At 37.8% G+C, this 17917-nt stretch carries 21 protein-coding genes and 1 other annotated feature; of the genes, 19 read left to right on the top strand and 2 right to left on the bottom strand.

Translation table 11 applies throughout. From position 1 onward, the window contains the following. From DVB69_RS11595 to DVB69_RS11560, 8 genes are all read left to right on the top strand, one after another. Positions 1-97 (top strand): IS3 family transposase (locus DVB69_RS11595; protein ID WP_147300748.1); only part of this gene is annotated, 97 nt, incomplete at its 5' end. Between the two features lie 79 nt (positions 98-176). Beyond that, positions 177-1055 (top strand): GNAT family N-acetyltransferase, encoded by an 879-nt coding sequence (locus DVB69_RS11590; RefSeq protein WP_116019253.1) that lies wholly within the window; start codon positions 177-179, stop codon positions 1053-1055. Positions 1056-1178: 123 nt separating this feature from the next. Next, the gene (locus DVB69_RS11585) at positions 1179-1835 is read left to right on the top strand and encodes a Type 1 glutamine amidotransferase-like domain-containing protein (protein WP_116019252.1); all 657 of its coding nucleotides are present in this window, start codon (positions 1179-1181) and stop codon (positions 1833-1835) included. 276 nt (positions 1836-2111) lie between these two features. Further along, positions 2112-2633, top strand: coding sequence for a GNAT family N-acetyltransferase (locus DVB69_RS11580; RefSeq protein WP_116019251.1), 522 nt, complete (start codon positions 2112-2114; stop codon positions 2631-2633). A gap of 167 nt (positions 2634-2800) precedes the next feature. Continuing rightward, positions 2801-3445, top strand: a complete 645-nt coding sequence (locus tag DVB69_RS11575) for a hypothetical protein (RefSeq protein ID WP_116019250.1) — start codon at positions 2801-2803, stop codon at positions 3443-3445. Between the two features lie 275 nt (positions 3446-3720). After that, positions 3721-4620, top strand: a complete 900-nt coding sequence (locus tag DVB69_RS11570) for a DoxX-like family protein (RefSeq protein ID WP_116019288.1) — start codon at positions 3721-3723, stop codon at positions 4618-4620. Positions 4621-4628: 8 nt separating this feature from the next. Next, positions 4629-5234: a DUF4166 domain-containing protein gene (locus DVB69_RS11565; RefSeq protein ID WP_116019249.1), complete on the top strand. Its 606-nt coding sequence runs from the start codon at positions 4629-4631 to the stop codon at positions 5232-5234. Continuing rightward, positions 5206-6798, top strand: coding sequence for a YndJ family protein (locus DVB69_RS11560; RefSeq protein WP_116019248.1), 1593 nt, complete (start codon positions 5206-5208; stop codon positions 6796-6798). Before DVB69_RS11565 ends, DVB69_RS11560 begins: the two co-directional genes overlap by 29 nt. A 684-nt stretch (positions 6799-7482) precedes the next feature. On the opposite strand, the gene DVB69_RS11555 is transcribed toward DVB69_RS11560, so the two are convergent. Beyond that, on the bottom strand, positions 7483-9579 hold the full coding sequence (locus DVB69_RS11555) for a methyl-accepting chemotaxis protein (protein WP_370452968.1): 2097 nt from the start codon (positions 9577-9579) through the stop codon (positions 7483-7485). A 285-nt stretch (positions 9580-9864) separates the two neighbouring features. After that, positions 9865-10065: a binding site (T-box leader), on the top strand. An 87-nt stretch (positions 10066-10152) separates the two neighbouring features. Between DVB69_RS11555 and nhaC the strand changes: the two genes are divergently transcribed. The 5 genes from nhaC to DVB69_RS11530 all read left to right on the top strand — a co-directional run bounded on the left by nhaC (position 10153) and on the right by DVB69_RS11530 (position 13951). Next, positions 10153-11583, top strand: coding sequence for a Na+/H+ antiporter NhaC (gene nhaC, locus DVB69_RS11550; RefSeq protein WP_116019246.1), 1431 nt, complete (start codon positions 10153-10155; stop codon positions 11581-11583). After that, positions 11571-12446 (top strand): MBL fold metallo-hydrolase, encoded by an 876-nt coding sequence (locus DVB69_RS11545; protein ID WP_116019245.1) that lies wholly within the window; start codon positions 11571-11573, stop codon positions 12444-12446. Before nhaC ends, DVB69_RS11545 begins: the two co-directional genes overlap by 13 nt. 226 nt (positions 12447-12672) lie before the next feature. Further along, positions 12673-13110: a VOC family protein gene (locus tag DVB69_RS11540; RefSeq protein ID WP_116019244.1), complete on the top strand. Its 438-nt coding sequence runs from the start codon at positions 12673-12675 to the stop codon at positions 13108-13110. 164 nt (positions 13111-13274) lie between these two features. Next, positions 13275-13487 (top strand): hypothetical protein, encoded by a 213-nt coding sequence (locus tag DVB69_RS11535; RefSeq protein WP_116019243.1) that lies wholly within the window; start codon positions 13275-13277, stop codon positions 13485-13487. A 107-nt stretch (positions 13488-13594) separates the two neighbouring features. Further along, positions 13595-13951, top strand: coding sequence for a DUF4181 domain-containing protein (locus DVB69_RS11530; RefSeq protein WP_116019242.1), 357 nt, complete (start codon positions 13595-13597; stop codon positions 13949-13951). A gap of 131 nt (positions 13952-14082) precedes the next feature. On the opposite strand, the gene DVB69_RS11525 is transcribed toward DVB69_RS11530, so the two are convergent. Next, positions 14083-14499, bottom strand: coding sequence for an RDD family protein (locus DVB69_RS11525; protein ID WP_116019241.1), 417 nt, complete (start codon positions 14497-14499; stop codon positions 14083-14085). A 243-nt stretch (positions 14500-14742) separates the two neighbouring features. On the opposite strand from DVB69_RS11525, the gene DVB69_RS11520 reads away from it, so the two are divergent. The 6 genes from DVB69_RS11520 to DVB69_RS11500 all read left to right on the top strand — a co-directional run bounded on the left by DVB69_RS11520 (position 14743) and on the right by DVB69_RS11500 (position 17912). Then, a complete protein-coding gene (locus DVB69_RS11520; protein WP_116019240.1) occupies positions 14743-15303 on the top strand; it encodes a histidine phosphatase family protein in 561 nt (186 codons plus the stop codon). A 319-nt stretch (positions 15304-15622) separates the two neighbouring features. Next, complete coding sequence (locus DVB69_RS17885; RefSeq protein ID WP_255415312.1) at positions 15623-15745, top strand: hypothetical protein; 123 nt, start codon at positions 15623-15625, stop codon at positions 15743-15745. Between the two features lie 291 nt (positions 15746-16036). Next, positions 16037-16456, top strand: coding sequence for a DUF4181 domain-containing protein (locus DVB69_RS11515; protein ID WP_116019239.1), 420 nt, complete (start codon positions 16037-16039; stop codon positions 16454-16456). A 48-nt stretch (positions 16457-16504) separates the two neighbouring features. Then, positions 16505-16852 carry a DUF6176 family protein gene (locus DVB69_RS11510; RefSeq protein WP_116019238.1) on the top strand — a complete coding sequence of 116 codons (348 nt, stop codon included), beginning with the start codon at positions 16505-16507 and terminating at the stop codon, positions 16850-16852. Positions 16853-17010: 158 nt separating this feature from the next. Next, a complete protein-coding gene (locus DVB69_RS11505) occupies positions 17011-17364 on the top strand; it encodes a YesK family protein (protein ID WP_116019237.1) in 354 nt (117 codons plus the stop codon). 119 nt (positions 17365-17483) lie between these two features. After that, positions 17484-17912 carry a hypothetical protein gene (locus DVB69_RS11500; RefSeq protein ID WP_116019236.1) on the top strand — a complete coding sequence of 143 codons (429 nt, stop codon included), beginning with the start codon at positions 17484-17486 and terminating at the stop codon, positions 17910-17912. The last annotated feature ends 5 nt before the right edge of the window (positions 17913-17917 follow it).

Genomic DNA, 17917 nt, shown 5'->3' with positions numbered 1-17917 from the left:
TGAATTACAAGATTATGTGAATTGGTTTAACCGGATTCGGATCCACGGAACGTTAGATTACCTTACGCCGATTGAGTATCGATTAGGGACCTTATAAAAATTGTCCGATTTAGTGTTGCCAAACCAAAAGGGCCATTTAACAAGAATGATCTTGTATTTGAGAAGAGGGAGTTAAAATGTTTAAAATTGAAATTATAGATAAAGAAGATATTGGATTAGTATCAAATTTTATTTCAAAACTCAATAATAGTGAGGAATCCCACATTGGTTATTGCGGGAAAGATAAAAACGAAATTGCACAATACATGATAAATGATATTTCCGATGTTAACTATACTGATAGTTTTGTTGTAGCATACGAAGGCAATAAACTGGTTGGGGTTTTGGGATTTGATGCTGACTTCGAAGATAGTAGTGCCGAAATATGGGGACCGTTTATTTTATCAGGTAAGTGGGATGTCATTTTGGATATGTGGAAGAAAATGACTGACATGCTTCCAGCCGAAATCGTTTCATTGGAAATGTTTCCGAACCTTAAAAATACTCGAGTGTGTCAATTATCAAAAAAACTTTCATTTGAAAAGTATAGCGATGAAACAATATTAATTTTTCATAGTAATAATAGCCATGAATTAAAGAGTGTTTCGATTGAAGTGTTGACTCCAGAGTATCACGCAGATATGGTTCATCTTCATGATAAAGCATTCCCTAGTGGATATTATAGTGGGCAACAAATTCTTAAACGTTTAGATGATTATAAAAAGGTTTTTATAATCATCCGTAAAGGTAGATTCTGTGGATATATTTATGTCGAGGCAGAACCAGAATTTGGTGAGGCAAGCATTGAGTTTTTTGCTGTTGAAAGTTCTGAAAGAGGTAATGGAATTGGAGGACAATTATTAACAGGCGCATTAAAGTGGTTATTTACATTTAAGGACATGGACTCTATCACACTCTGTGTAAACTCCGCTAATGAAAATGCAATTAATTTATATAAGAAAGTAGGCTTTAAACATTTACATGACTTGCGTGCATTCACCAAAAAAATAGAATGAAAGTAATTAGTAATAGAAGTATGAAGTTGATTATCAGCACCATTTGCTCTTCCGCTATCGTGTCGATTCGCCACAAGGATTTGCAAAAATTAATGTTGTTTACACTTTGCTATGGGAGGACTTATGAAAACTCACTATTATTTAGGTTGGTTTAGCAACTTTTTTCCAGAGAATCTGATCAGAGTGTTACAAGAGGATATAATTGATAGAAAATCGCTTGCTATGATTAGTTCGAATCCAGTTCTTTATGAAGATGATGGTGCAACTGAACGCTCATGGCTAGACCATGCCGGCATTATATTTGATGAATATCATTTAATTAATTATCGCATACAGAAGGAAGAGGCTCAAAAGTTAATTCAAAATGCTTCAGTCATTTTCTTGTTGGGTGGAAATATTCTTAATCAAAATGGTTTCTTGAAGGAATATGTTTTATCGGATTTGATAAAAAAAAGCAGCGCCGTTGTAATGGGAGCAAGCGCTGGTGCGATCAACATGTCCGCTAAATGGTTATGTTCGAAAAACTTTGGAGATAAGGTTGAAGTGAGCTCTGTTTACGACGGAATCGGCCTTGATAATTTTTCTGTCCTGTCTCATTTTGATCTAGAAAATAATATGGAGCTCGTTAAAAGCGAACTGTCACCCTTATCGGAAGAAATGAATATTTATGCGTCGAACAAAGATTGTGCAGTACGTGTAAAGGGAGACGAAATCGACATTTTAGGCAATGTATATTTAATTTCCCACTCAGTGATTCAGAAATTGGATGAAACGCTCTAGTTGAAGTGAAGGACTATGATTTACTTGAATTAATTTCTTTATGCAAAGCTTCTATTTTTGAATTTAATAAAGGAGAACTGGAAAAATAGAATATCTTAGTTATCCTGAAAGCATAGATGTGCACAATGGTCTTTAGTAATCGTGCTACATTATTAAGTTATGGGAGGGTATGCTTAAAAGCGTGAAATGCGGAGAATTAAATAGATTCTAACTTTACAACGGAGAATAGGATGGTATGTAGTATCTAGCACTAAAGTTAATGGGAGGAATGGGTCTTTGAATATAATAATTGAAAGATTAAAAGACACAGATGCTGAAAGTTTATATAAGTTTGAAATTGAAAACAGAACATTTTTCGAGGATATGGTACCGTCTCGAGGAGATGATTTTTTCAAGCCTGAGGGGTTTAAAGTAAGGCATGAATCTCTGCTTGATGAACAAAACCAAGGACTTTCCTTTTTTTATTTAATAAAAGATGAAAATGATTCTATCCTTGGGAGAATAAATTTAGTTGATATTGATGAATCCGAAAAAGTAGGATTTCTCGGCTATAGAGTGGGACAAATCCACACTGGAAAAGGTGTTGCTAAAAAATCATTGGCATTATTACTCAAAACAATTGTTGAGTTGGATATAGATGAAGTTAAGGCAAAAACAACCTCCAATAATATAGCATCTCAAAAAGTTTTAGAGCAAAATGGATTTGAACGTACAGAAACTAGTGATATAGAATTTGAAATGAATGGCCAGATGTTGAAATTTGTTAATTATTCATGGATAAATAAATCATCATTTTAAGCACCAATCAGGGGTAATTAGTTAACAAGGATTTGAACTCTTGTAAGAAACAGGGTCAGATAATAATAGGTGAAGAACAAGTAATACAATTAGAAGAAAGCTAAGATTATTGTTATTACGATCCATGACAGATATGTATATTCAAGAGCTTTAAGGGGAGGCATGAAGTGTATAATTTTTTGAAGATTTCGTTTGTTTTTCTAGGCTTTATCATTGTAGTTATAGCACTACTTGTATTTTCATTTACTCAAAGTATGAAGCCAGATAAAGATAAAGAAGAAGCGGTGAAAATCCAAGCTGAGCAATATTTAAAGGATAATTTTAATGAGAACTTTGAGGTCTATGATACATTGTATGACAATATGGGGAACTTCGAATTTGAATATGCTGCAAAAGCGCAAGATAAGAACAGCAAGACAAATTTTTTAATTTATTATGACGATGAAACAAACACAATGGTGGATACGTACATTGAAATAAAATGGGCTAAGGAATTGGAAAGTGAAATACAACCTTTTCTCAGGAAGAACCTTGAGGGGAAAACTGATGTCTACATTATCTTTGAAAACAAGGTCGGAAGAAATTTGAGTATTGATCCAAACGATCCCAATTGTTATAAAGATTATGACGTTGAGGCAACTATACGTTTGACAATTCCTAGAAAAAAGAAAACTGACGATGAGAAAGTTTTTAACGAATTTGTTTCATTTCTAAAAAATGAGGATAAATTGCAACATGGAACTGTGATCGTAGTCTATATTGCTGAAAATGGTGTGGTGTTAGTGGACGATGAATGGAGGAAAGAGTTTTAGAAGAGATCATTTTTCTGCAATTTAGCGCAATTCCATGACAAGGGTTTGCGCTCTATTAATATATCACCTAAAGGTACCAGGTCTGTAAGTGATTCAGAATCATTTGCCTACCTAGTATCTTCATAATGAAAAAGAAGATGAGCCCTCGCCGGTTCGTCTTTCTTTCGTTTATGATGGATCATCTAGTGAATAAAAATGATAAACTAGAGAGAGGATCGTATAAGTGAAGTCGATGGGGAATAATGTATGAAAATGTACGATGGAAGGTGAAAACGATGAAGTCAAAACCAATTTACGTAGAAATTCCCATAAATGTTCCGTTACAAAGGGTGTGGGACGCTTCACAAAAACCAGATTTACATGCTCAGTGGGATTTGCGCTTTTCTTCCATTCACTATTTACCTAAGGAAGACGATGAGCCGCAACAGTTTACTTATACACGAACTGTTGGCCCATTTATCACCGTGGAAGGGTGGGGTGAAAGTAATGGCTCCGCATATTTGGGAAATGGGGCGCGTAGTTCTTCCTTACACTTTGGGACCGATCAAAAAATTTCTCCGATACGTGAAGGACGCGGCTATTGGAAGTATGAACCGACGGATGCGGGTACCAAGTTCTTGACACAATATGATTATGAAACGAACTTTGGAAAAGTAGGACAACTAATTGATCAGTTGTTTCGACCATTAATGGGATATGCAACTGCACTAAGTTTTGATGTCCTGAAACGGTGGCTAGAACGCGGCGAACTTCCAATATCACAATATCTACGTTTTTTCACGATGCAACTTCTTACGCTATACTTTTCCTATTTGTGGATTTATCAAGGTCTCGTACCTAAACTCATTGCGATGCATCCACAGGAAAAAGCCATGGTTGCTAGTGGCCTGTATCTTTCGGATTCTACAGCGACGAATGTAGTCTGGGTGATTGGTTTAGCTGAAGTTATATTCGGAGTTGTTTGGTTGTTCTATCGCAAGAAACGGCATCTCTTCATCTTGCAAATGGTCGGTTTTCCATTATTAACGATTGCAGCCTTCGTGGCCGCTCCAGAAACTGCCAATCATCCATTCAATCCCATCACGTTTAACTTTTCGTTACTCGCACTTACAGCAATCGGTTTGCTTATGAGCCGGGATCTTCCGACTGCTGCATCGTGTAAAAGGAAGAGGTGAAGGGAAAAGTGTCTATTTATCGAAAAGCGTTGGCCGACGACTTTTTCCGTCTTCATCCGATGCTTCAAAAAAGATATGCCTTTGACAATCCGGTTTTTCAAGCGTCAGGAACAATGCATCGCATATCAGGTGGGCCAAAATGCCTTTTACCACTCTTCCGATTGGGCGCGAGAAGGAAATTCGTTTTTCCGGAAAGTGGAACGGATATTTCGTTTACGATTGTCAATTCATCCTTTACCAATTCAGCAGGGGGTGAACAAGTTCACTGGGAACGAAAGTTTAGTTTTCCAAAAAAGATAAGATATTTTAATGCCTTGATGAGCTTGGATGAACAACGAATGGTTGTGAAAGATTACCTAGGGGAACCTCCGTTATTTTATTCAGATTTGCAGTTTACTGTCTTGGATGGGGGCGCAATGAGAATCCAATCATTGAATCAACGATTGATACTCGGGAGGATCGAGATTCCGTTGCCGAAACTTCTTCAAGGGTTGGCGACAGTCGTGGAGTCGTACGATGAGGTGCGTAGAGTCTTTCAAATTCATGTCTATGTCAAGAACCCGTTGATAGGTAAGGTGTTGTCATATGAAGGAGAATTTATACCAGATGCGTAAGTTTGTCATGATTCATATAGTGTTGTTTATGGTCACAATCGTTTTGAGTGACGCACCGTGGCCGTATGGCTTGTTGTTGGTTGCGCAACTTGTGTACACTCCAATTCTATTACGAATGGTCTGTACGGAATGCGATTGGTTTTGGAAGTATTATCCCTATGTCGCCATTCCTGCTTATACTGCGGTGGTGCTTGGACAAGTAGTCTCTACCAGATGGGATGGATGGATTGCTGCACTGTACCTATTGTTTACGATATACATAGCTCTTTACGGAATTACCCGATTTCTTCATCGGGGATTTACGAATATCGAGGAGTTTTCCATCGATCTCGGCCTCGTCTACTTGTTCATGGGTGGTGGCTGGTATTTTGCCTTTGTTGCGGGAATCGATTTGGGATTTAGTCCGTTGCTTACATGGTTAACTGCTATTCACTTTCATTATTCCGCTTTTATTTTGCCAATTTTTATAGGTTGGATAGGGCGTTTGCATCGATCTGCTTTGTATCATTGGGCTGAGGTAGCATTGCTTGCGGCACCGATGATCGTGGCGATCGGGATTACGTTTTCACGATGGATTGAAATGTTCTCTGTCCTGCTTTATATCTATGGATTTTGCGCGATTATTTGGATCGTTTGGCAACTTCCGTTTGCGGATAGGTTGCAGAAGTGGCTGTTGCGCCTAGCATTTAGCGCACTTGCGGTCACAATAACATTTTCCATGCTATATGTACTGAGTAATGGTTTTGGTCTATTTTCCGTTACGATTGAATTCATGCTTCGATTTCATGGTGTGTTGAATTGCATCATATTTGCTTTATTCGGCATAATCGGGTGGTCGTTAGCTGTGCCGCCATCGCGTTTTGTGCCGCTAACTTTTCCGAGGAGTAGGATTCGTGGAAGGCAAGTTACGGAAGAAATCGGTCACGTCGGTGGACATCGCGGACTGTCTGATAACTTAACTGTTTACGGACTATCGTCTGCATCGGTCTCTCCTTTAATCATACGTTTCTACGAAAACACTATAGATTTCAGACTGTACGCATCAATCCACTGGCATCGCTGGTTTAAGCCATTTGCCTATCTTTATTCGTTCATCAGTAAACGTACGCAACAAATTAATTTACCGTTGCATTCTGAAATGGTCGAGATGACGGGGGATATCTTTACGTTGGTTGAAGGACTCGATGGACGGGAGCATGTGCGTGTGTGGGAACGAAAAATTGGTGAACAGACGATTTTTACTGCTCTTTATTCACAGCATGAAACAAATGATCGTATGTACATGAATATTGCGTTGCCCCTACCTTATTCAACAATGACCGGAATTTTGGAATTGCAGGCGGTTGATAGAGGGGTGCTACTGACAAGTAAACGTACGGATCCATCATCAGATACAGGAGTATATTTGTCGTTCAACAACAGACATTTATTCACCTTACCTTTGCAAGAAACATTTTTCATTCAGGAAACCGGGGACGGTAAATTAAAAGCCACTCATGAAATGTGGATCTTTTCGCTACCTTTTTTAACGATAGATTATTCGATAGTTTACGAAGGGGAATAGGAGAAAAGAAGGTAAGGAAAAGGTGGGCGTGTGAAAGCATTAAAGTTAGTTTGGTCAAACGTGAATATGTAAGCGAAAGCGAAGTTCTTGGAGCAGCATACTTATACTAACTAAACATTAGTGATAGGGTCGGATTCTATAACTAGGGTTTGTCTTTGATTTAAATCCAGAATTTAATTTTACAAGCAAAAATAGACTTACTTGACATCTGTAGAGATATCCAATAATACAGAACCTTTAAAAAGGTATATCGTCAAATTATTGACTGTTAGAAATGAGGTGAAATTATGGGGTTTTGGTATTTCTTAATACTGTTTGCAGGATTATTTTTAGTAGGGAAAGGTCTTTTTAAAAATAAAAAATTCAGCATGGTGTGTTTAGGACTATTATGTATTTCATTTTCAATTTTTATGTTTACACCTGGAAGTGATGAAATAATTTCGGACATATTCAATTTGAATTAGAGCGTGCAATGAACTCTAGTTACGAGTTATTGCAACTAACGGGCGCTTTTAATGAATAAAGTTATGAGCAGATACTCTGGCTGTTTGGAGTAGAAGACGGCGACTGTGGGAAAATGGATTAGTTCTTCAATTTAAAATTAAAATATTATACTTAGGAGATATCCAAAATACAATAATTAAAACCGATCATTCCATTATTAGGAGAATGATCGGTTTTATATTAACTTAATTTAAAACGTTCGACTACGCTTTGTAGTTCGTTAGCTATGTTTTTCATGCGTGTTGTTGAATCTGCAACTTGTTCAAGTTCGTTTTGTTGCGCTAGCGAAGAAGCACTAACTTGCTCAGCGGAAGCAGCGGTTTCTTCAGATACAGCTGAAACACTTTGGATTGAAAGAAGTACTTGATCTTTATGCGTCAGCATTTCTGAAAGTTCAGAAGTAAGCTCTTTGATGGAGTGGCTCATTTGATCTGTGAACTGAGCGTTTTCCTTAAAGCTGGATTCTGTGCTCGTAACGGAATGGTTTTGTCCATCCATCAATTGCTTATTGGATTGTACAACGCTAGCCGTCTGTCTGGATTCCTCAATGATTTCTTGTACAGTACTTTGGATTTTTTCAGTTTCGATGATTGACTGCTCGGCGAGTTTTCGAACTTCTTCCGCAACTACGGCAAAACCTTTGCCATGCTCGCCAGCACGTGCTGCTTCAATACTTGCATTCAATGCAAGTAGGTTGGTTTGCGCAGTAATCTTTTGAATCGATATGATCACTTGATTAATGGCATCGATTTTCAGAGATAATGTGTTCATCTGTTGCTGAACTTTTATATTCATCTCATTTGCGGAATCATTAGTCTCTCTTAAGATTTTAACTTCTAACATTCCTTTATTTGTAGATTGGACAGTTTGTACGGATAGATGATCCATGCTCTCTGCTAATTGTGAGAGGACATTGATTTGTTCGGCAAGAAGAATCATACTTGTGCTTGTCTCTTCAGTATCTTCCGATTGCTTAGAAGCACCTTGAGCGATTTCGTTTGTCGCTAAGGAGACTTCTTCACTTGAAGCTACAATCTCCTCGAAAGCTTGATGAACATGTGTAGAGGAGTCGTTTAATTCTGTAGAGGATGCCCGCACTGCACTCATCGCATCATTTGTTTGGTGTAGCATATTATTATATGCACTGGACACAGCACCGATCTCATCATGTTTAATATACTTTTCATCAATATAATTGGTGATGTCTCCCGATGCAGCTATTTCAATTGATCGCTGTAAGTACTTGAGTGGTCTCAATTGTTTAAATATGAATCCAGCTGTGACTAGGGACATGATGACTATCATAACAATTGCAGCAATGATAGTTACCCAAAGTATTGCAGTGAAGGTAACTAATATTTTGGATTTTGGTAAAACTGTTTGAACTGACCAGACTTCATCAATATTATCCATCATAACTGGTGCAAATGCGTTGAATGCTTCCTCACCCAAACTTTGTGAGTTCACATATATCGTCCCAACTTTACTTTCATGGAGCTTTGCTTTCATTGAATCCCAATCGATGGAATCACTCATATTTGATCCGTTCATTTCTTCTTTTAAACTATTGGCTGTAAGGTTCCCAGCATCTGTAATGACAGAAGCATAACCTCCATCAGGGCTGATGGACGTCACGAGCTCATTTAAGAAGTCAATGGAGATGTCTGTCGTAAGCACTCCGAAAAACTCGCCAGAATTCGTAATTAATGGAACCGAAATGGTAGTCATTAAAATGGATTGTCCTCCTGCGCTGTATGTATACGGTTCTGTTAGAACTGCTCGTTTTTCGTTTTTCGGAATTAAATACCAGTCTCCGTCGCCCTCAGTGTCATATCCACTCAACGATTCCGTTTTGATATCGGATCCATCCTTAAACAAATAAGGAATGAAACGTTTCGTTGAATCTACTAACTGATCATCTGATGTTTCTAGTGAAATAAAACCGTTTTCCACAATTGCAGCCATGCCAGTGGCATCTGAATTTTTCTTTAAGTTATTTTCAATAATACTTGTCATTTGTTCAGTCGTTAAACTACCTTGTTCCTGTAGGGTTTCGACTATATGTTTTGTCGTATGTAGCATCTCGTTGGTTTTGTTAAATCGTTCACTTAAAACCTTTGCATTGAGTTGGGTGTTTTCTACCGACAACTTCTCTCCGTCAGTCATGCTTTTATCGTGCAATATAAAACTTGTAATGAGAGTATAAGCCAAAAATAGAACTATAAAAACTCCTATTATCAAACCTGATAGTTTCCAGGCAATACTTTTACTTTTCAACAGTGAATACCTCCTAAGATTGTCTAATTATCAAAGTATATCAGAAATGACTCTAGATATAAAGACTTACAAAACGATTGACATAAAAACTTTTGTCATGTCGATTATTCTTGTTTGTAATTATATTACATACTATAGTTGCATGACCATCGGTTGAGTATGTGAATTTGTTTATAGATATGGGATTTTAAAGGTGTATCGGTGTGTCGAGTACTATGTTTACTTAATTGTACACAGTATGTAATATATTGATTGACAACTCTATCAAAACAATTTATGATATTGAAAAATGTGATGAACTGTTCGAAGTAGTTTTGTAACCTTGGCAACAGAGACTTGGTGGTCGGTGCGAACCAAGCAAGGTACACTAACGAATTACAAACAGGGAGCTGACGATGTAATTGTCCGGTTTAGGCCGTTATCTATAATGAGTGAGTAGAATTTTTCTGCTAATTTGGGTGGTACCACGGAGCTTCCGTCCCTTCAATTTTGAGGGGAGGAGGCTTTTTTGTTTTGTCATGAAATGAGGTCGTAATGAATGAATTCTCACACTAAATTTATGGAGATGAGCATATGAAAAAAGAAATGTCTGGTTGGTTAGCGATTGTTCCGATACTAACCTTAATTGCAGCAGCATCGATGTCGGTGTTTGTTTGGAAAGCGGGAATGCTCATGCCGTTATTGATCGGCGTATTCGCAGCAGCCTTAATTGCTCGATTAGCTGGTTTTGAATGGAATTCTATTCAAATGATGATGGTCAATGGTGTGAGTCGAGCGTTACCTGCAGTATTTATCTTGTTATTGATCGGCATCATTGTGGGATCATGGATGGCCAGTGGAGTTATTCCAACAATCATTTTTTACGGCTTGTCCCTTATCCATCCATCGATTTTCATCCCAGTCGTAGCTTTGGTCACTGGGATTGTTTCAATCACTCTTGGCAGTTCGTTTACATCGATCGCGACAGTAGGATTAGCGTTCATGGCGATTGGGGAAGGTCTTGGTTTTCCAGCGGGACTTGTAGGTGGCGCTGTGATTTCTGGTGCGTTCTTCGGCGATAAGCTCTCTCCATTATCTGACACAACCAATATTGCACCAGCGATGGCAGAGACGGATCTATTTACACATATTAAACATATGCTTTGGGATACCATTCCTGCTTTTGGTATCGCAATCGTCATGTACTGGTTTGTTAGTAAATCCTATACTGGCGTTGGCGTAGCGGATTCTTCTGTAATCGAAGGGATTAAGACTGGTCTTTCGGAGTTGTTTTTAATACATCCACTGCTTTTACTGTTACCTGTTTTGACAATTGTGCTCATGATGTTGAGAGTACCTGCAATTCCCGCGCTTGCTGGGGTGGGGATGCTCGGAGGCATTATAGCTGTTGTCGTGCAAGGAATGCCAATCGCGCAAATCATTCAAGTCATGACAAATGGATTTGCGTTGGAATCAGATGTTCCGGCTATTGACTCTTTGTTGAATCGTGGAGGATTGACCTCCATGCTCAGCACGATTGCACTTTTAGTAATTGCGACAGCACTAGGCGGCGTACTAGAAGAGTCTGGATCGTTTGAAATCTTAACGAGAAAAATGATGGCGCGCGTGCATTCTACAGGTAGTTTGATACTGGCAACGATATTTTCGACATTCGTAGTAGCATTTGCAAGTGGTGCGCAGTTTCTAGCAATTGTATTGCCGTCTAGGACATTTGTTACGAAGTATAAAGAGATGAATATTGATACGAAAAACTTATCAAGATGCGTTGAGTCTGCAGGAACGGTAGGCATCAATCTCGTTCCGTGGAGTGTACCGGCAGTGTTTGCAGCAGGCATTTTCGGAATCAGCCCAGGAGAATTTATCCCATACGCCTTCTTTGTGTTCCTTGTCCCTCTCATTAATATCGTATTTGGGTTTACAGGTTGGACCATTACGAAGAAAACGTATACTGCACAGCCAAAAGTTAGTATTGAAAAAGGAGATGCACCGATATGGGTGAAGTGATTTTACATGTGTTAGGCACAGCGCAAGACGCAGGGTTGCCGCAACCGAATTGTTATTGCGATAATTGTACAAAAGCGATCGATAATCCAACGTTCAAACGAAGAGCAGCATCACTTGCCATAGTATTGAAAGATAAAAATCAATGGCATTTAATCGATGCATCGCCAGATTTTAAAGAGCAAATCATTATGGTTCAACGCACACACGGGATGGAAGGTCTTGTAATGGACAGTATTTTCCTTACGCATGCCCATATTGGTCATTATCCAGGACTAATATTTTTAGGGAAAGAAGCAATGAATACGAAGAATGTACCTGTGTTTACCGGACCGCTGATGAAAAACGTTCTGGAATCACATGCACCTTGGCGGCAGTTAACGGACCTAGGTAATATTCAAGTTCAAGCAATCGAACAGGGGATTTCTACTAATCTGGATAATGATGTTGAAGTAACACCAGTGAAAGTACCTCATCGGAACGAATTCTCCGAGACGTTTGGGTTTTGGATTAAAGGACCTAAAAAGAAAGTGTTATATATTCCTGATATTGATAGTTGGGATGAGTGGGACCTTGATCTCGTAGAAGCATGTAAGCAAGCGGATATTTGTTTGTTGGACGCAACGTTTTTTTCTGAGAGTGATTTATCGGACAGTGGACGGGGTGCCAGAGATTTGAGTGAGATCCCTCATCCATTCATTACGGATACAATGGAGCGTTTGAAGAGTATTACAGACACCTGTGCAATTTATTTCACCCATTTTAATCACAGTAATCCTGCTCTGAAACAGAATAGCGACGCTCGGGATTTTATCGAAAAGAATGGTTTCCATATTGCGAATGATGGGATGACGTTTGACTTGTAAATTAACAAAGATAGGAGATGCATGAGTAGAGAACACCATCCAATCTCTCTAGAAGCAGCTTTTCTAGTCATAAGAGTAAAGCCCCAGGTTCAGCGTTTCGTAGGATCAAAATAATCCTACGAAGCGTTTTTTCGTGTATTTAAAGACATATTTGAATAGAGAAGATTGGAGCGTGTTACAGAATGTATTGTAAAGAATAAGTTTACCTAGAGGGGATGGATGAATAATGAATCGTATCAATCTTATAGCATTAGGTGTAAAAGACATTAGAAAGTCTTTGGATTTTTATAAGAATATCGGGTTTGAAGCTTCGGTGACAGGAGATGAGGAAAAACCTGTCATCGTATTCTTTAAAAATGAAGGATCTAAACTAGAGTTGTTTCCATTGGAAGAATTAGCAAGGGATATCGACCAGGACAACCCACCTGCGATTTCAGCAGGTGGATTTCCAGGGTTTACGCTTGCCTATAATGGAAAATCGGAAGCTGAGATCGATGACATTTTTAAAAAGGTTAAGGATGTGGGAGCACAAATTGTAAAGCAACCTCAAACTCTTTCGTGGGGCGGTTATGGAGGATATTTTGTGGATCCGGACGGCTATTATTGGGAAGTCGCTTATGGCGCTGACTGGGAGTTCGATGAAAATAATATGTTGATTATTTAAATTCAGATGAGGAAATGTAGGTTTTATTCTGATGTCTATGTAAGAATATTTAAGAAGTATTCAGTGAAATTAGAAATACTAGTAAATTTTTTGAATTTTATTTTAATCACTTCCTCCAATATGTTAAGCTGAAATAAATTCATAATTCTGAAGGAGGAGTAGTGGTGAGGGAAAACTTAAAGGTGGCTTTTATCGTTTCTTTGATTAGTATAATTGGAATACCTATCTTGTTTCTTATCCTTTCATTGAACACAGGTAACTGGAAATTCTTTTTGATCAGCATAGGACCCGCACTTGTTGGAGGCTTGACATTACTTGTCATTACACTTCAGCGAATGAAACAGAAAAAGCAGGCAGTTATGCTCAGTAAATCGTAAATCTGAAAGTAAAGAATCTGTTTCCTCATAAAAATAAAGATGAAAACCAGAAGATGTAAATAATTGGATAATTTTCAGTTAAACTCTTAACCGCGCTTGTTCTATATATAGGCGTTTTCTATCTGCTAAATAGCCTATTGCGTCGCTACTTCAAACTGGATAAACTGAGTTTCTTTAAAAGTAACTATGTGAATGATAAGCATCGGAAAATTGAATGGATTCTGCGATTTATTTTGATTTTTGGATATCTAGTAATGGCTATTATTATGTCATCAGGTGAAAAGACGACAACAACTTTCTTTTTCGTTACTCAATTTAATCGTCCTGGAATTAGTGAGAGCGTATTTGCAGAAAAATACGCTGAAAATAAAAATGAATATATCCCAACCTTGATTCAACTGGGACTTCTAATTATTGTTGTCCCTACTATCTTCTATACGAAAATCTTTGGATGGTTTGCCTAAGGTTGTGTAAGGCGTTAAAACTTATGTGAAAATTGCTGAATTTCCATAGTTTAGAAACGTAACAAAAGAACTTCCTGAGGTTCCAGGAAGTTCTTTTTCTATGCTCCAAAATATTACTAGTATGCGGACTTTCAATGCCTCGCAACATAAGTGCCACCTAGAAAATCGTGTATTCCTCTTTTGTCTTCCCGAAACATGATCATTCCTGCGCTGATAAGTATCGAAACACCAAATGTTAGCGCTCCAATCAAATAGTAACCGACGATTTCTCTCATGAACATATTGGATAACGTGACATTACCATCGTCCAATCGCTTCACCTGGATGTGGCACATTCGTTTTCCAATTACATATCCACTCCAGATAATAGGGACGACCATCAAGTAGAGCGTATAGATTGACTGCCATACAACTCCATTTGCAAAGTTTAAAGAAAATGATCCTGTTACTAAATAAATAACCGAAGCTATAATCGTTGCGAGCAACACAAAATCTAGAAAACTAGCTACCACTCTGACTCCCAAACCTGCACGATTTGTATAACCCATTTCATCCATCCTATAACGTGATTTCTTTTTCAAATAACCAACATTTAATTGTGCTATCAAAATACTCTGATAGAATTAAAATTAGGAGAATCTTTGGTGAATCTATAAGTTGTTAGAATTATACCACAAATTATCATGGTGATTATCATGTTAATGAAACTGGATTAATAGATCATACCTAAATGTATTTGAGTTGGAATTAGATAGAAAATTTCATGTAGCTATTCAAAGGAGAGTAAGGTTTTGAGAACTACAATTATTTTTGTACGACATGCTCATTCAACCTATAGCCCCGATGAATTAGGAAGACCGCTGTCTAGTAAAGGTTTTACGGATGCAGCAACAATGAGCGAAGTGCTTAAGAAAGAATCCATTGATATTGTCATTTCTAGCCCATACAAAAGGGCAGTTCAAACAGTTGAAGCAATTGCCGAGTTTATTGACCAAAAAGTGATCATTGACAATGGCTTTATGGAACGGAAATTGTCTGATCAACCTGTTGGAGATTTTGAATTTGCAATTAGGGAAGTGTGGAAGAATCCTACCTTTTCCTTGATTGGGGGAGAGTCCAATGAGATTGCGCAACTACGAGGAATCGAGGCAACTCTAAAGGTACTCGACCTGTATGAAGGGAAAAACATTGCAATCGGGACTCATGGCAATATCATGGTACTAATTATGAATTATTTTGAAGACCGTTTTGACTTCAGCTTTTGGAAAAACCTCCAGATGCCAGATGCGTATAAGTTAATTTTTGAAAATAAACAGGTGTTAGAAGTGATGCGCCTAAGTATGGAAAAGTGACGGGAGACCGCCCCCATAAACCATAAGTTCATAATAGTGATGCTCACTATCCTCTTAAGCACTATCAATCGTATCTGCTACCTTTTTTTTACTTGAGTTTTCAGAAGAAGCGTCGGGTGTTATGGGGCTACGATTTATGGGCATTTCAAGCTCCATTCTACTTTGGGCTGATTGCGCTCATCTCTTCACTCATTATCACGATCATTACAATCGGAATTTTAACTTAGTTTATGAATGCCTAGCTACTGGTAAATTTAATTATTCAGAGTTGAAACTTTTGGTTACTTAAACAGATCATGAATTTCCTGGAGGCGAGTAAGTGAAAATTATCATTCAAGCAATCGTTGCTTCTCTCGTTATACATGTCATCTATTTAGTAGGAATGCTATCATCTGGTTTTATCAAGACACTTATCTATCGACCAGATATTGAAACGGCTTAGAAGAAGATTGATATCTTAAAAAGTGAAGTTGCATTTGGAGTGACTTTTTCTCCTTACATAATCGTGCTGTCATTTGTTAGTGGAACATTGGTTTGTTGGTGTTTCCTTTTATTCATCCAGAAAAAAAGCAAAAGTTTTACAGGGGAATTAAAGTTCTAAGAATGTATTACATGACGTTATTGCCTGCAAGGTCAGGTGAATGTTCATTAACAATTCACCAAATGAAGGACATAATCCCCCTAATAACAGTCTGAAAAGGCATTCGGTCATATAAGAAGGGGGTAGATAGATGTGGATTTTTCAAATTATATGCTATTTACTTTAATGGTAGGTTTTTCCTTAGTTCAGATATTGACTGAATATGTTACGAGAAAAATGCTGAAAACTGAAAAGAAAAGTATTTTGTTCAACCAATACGTAAGTGACAAACATTTCAAAATCGAATGGATTCTAAGAGGAGTTTCGTTGGCAGGGTTAGTTGTAATGAGCTATATCTATCTTTCAACTAACGCACCAATAGATACTTGGTTCACACTTCTCCTCTTTTATTTGTTGTTTATGAATATTGTGAATGAGTCGGTTACTGCATATATGGAAAAAAAGTACGCAAAAAGTAAAAATCAATATATTGCGACACTCATTGAAATGGTGCTATTCTCTAGTTTTTTACTCTGTATAATGGTCGCGAATCTGCTAGGATTGCTTCCTTAATCTGATAATGACTAGTGTAGAAACATACAAAGAAAAGAGGAATAGGTTATGACTAATCTTCACGTAGAATTAGAACGCTTTAGAGTTCTAGCAGGTAAAGAAGAAAAAGCGCGGGAATGGATGGAATTCCTAACGATACATTTAGAAGATGTGAAGCAAACACTTCCTGCAGAAAAAATGTACGTGGAATCTATTTTTGAAGAGACGATAGAAGGAGTCCTATATTTGTACTGGGTTTCTTATCAAGGCATTCGTGCCGAAGAGGTTGTTTTCTCTGATGGTTTTATCGACACGAAGCATTTCGAGTATTGGAATGAATGTATCGATCATGACTATCCAGAAAGTATTCTGAAGACAAATGTAGTCATGATTCAAGACGTAGTTATGGAAAAATGAAGTGATTCATAAGCAACACAGTGAGCATGTCCACTTATATTCAATTTCAAGTAACTCGAACAAACTCTTTAAATTGACGAGAACATAGGAGAGAAATGACTTCAAGCATCAGATTTACTGATGTTCTTATTTTAATCTGAACAAGGGGTGTGGATTCTATGATTTTTGTACCAGTTACGATAGGCTTACTGTTAGGTTTTTGTCTTTTTTCTTTTATTTATATCCTTACTAAAAGAAGTGAAAAGCGTTATGTGGCTACAGGGATTACAGCACTCGCTGGGGTAGCTATAATAGTCACTAGTATTTTGCTCATTGGCGGATTTGAAGGAATGGGCTTTGGCGTAATAGGCATTGGTTTTGTGGTTATTGCAGTTGCAGGATTGTTTGTGTTCTTATTTAAACCTGTTGATAAGAATGGATCGAATGAATTGAGTCCGCAAGATAAGCGAAATCTTTTTGTACTGCCTATTAGTTTTGTAATTGTGCTCACGTTTACTCTTTTTATTAGTTAATGATGCCATTTTTTAAAACCTTCCAAGTATTAGGGGTAAGATTACATATCCTACTAAAACTTGTTAACTTCGTCATGTAATGTGTAGCAGTATGATTGTTATCTTTAAGGAGGTCTTTCATGGAAAGCAATGGAGGTTTTGTGAGAATCAGCTGGATGATTTACTTCGGTTTACTAGCACTTGGAATTATTACAGCGTGCATCACGTTCTATGAGCTGTCGCTTCCTGTTATTGACGCTATGGGTGATGAAGGACAATCACGTATTGAAATTCGTTGGGGATCCTTTCATTTGTATTCGAGTGTTGGCATTCTCGTGCTCACCGGACTCTTAGCCCTTAGTTACCAACGAGTCAAACCATTTCATGTTGCTTTTATCCTCATTCTCACAGGTGCTGCCTATTTCCTTTTTTTCATGACATTCACAGTAGGTTGGGTAGTTGCACAAGGGATGCTCGGATTTGCAGTCGCAGTAGTTGTCGGAGTCATGTTAATCGTTTCGAGATTAGTTCACATGTGGGTTAGGCTTGTTAAAAGGAACAAAGGATAAATGAG

The organism is Sporosarcina sp. BI001-red (assembly GCF_003384035.1).
In the GTDB taxonomy this organism is placed as follows: domain Bacteria; phylum Bacillota; class Bacilli; order Bacillales_A; family Planococcaceae; genus Sporosarcina.
Note: the sequence above shows the minus strand (reverse complement) of the source record. Positions and strands in the feature narration are given on the sequence as shown.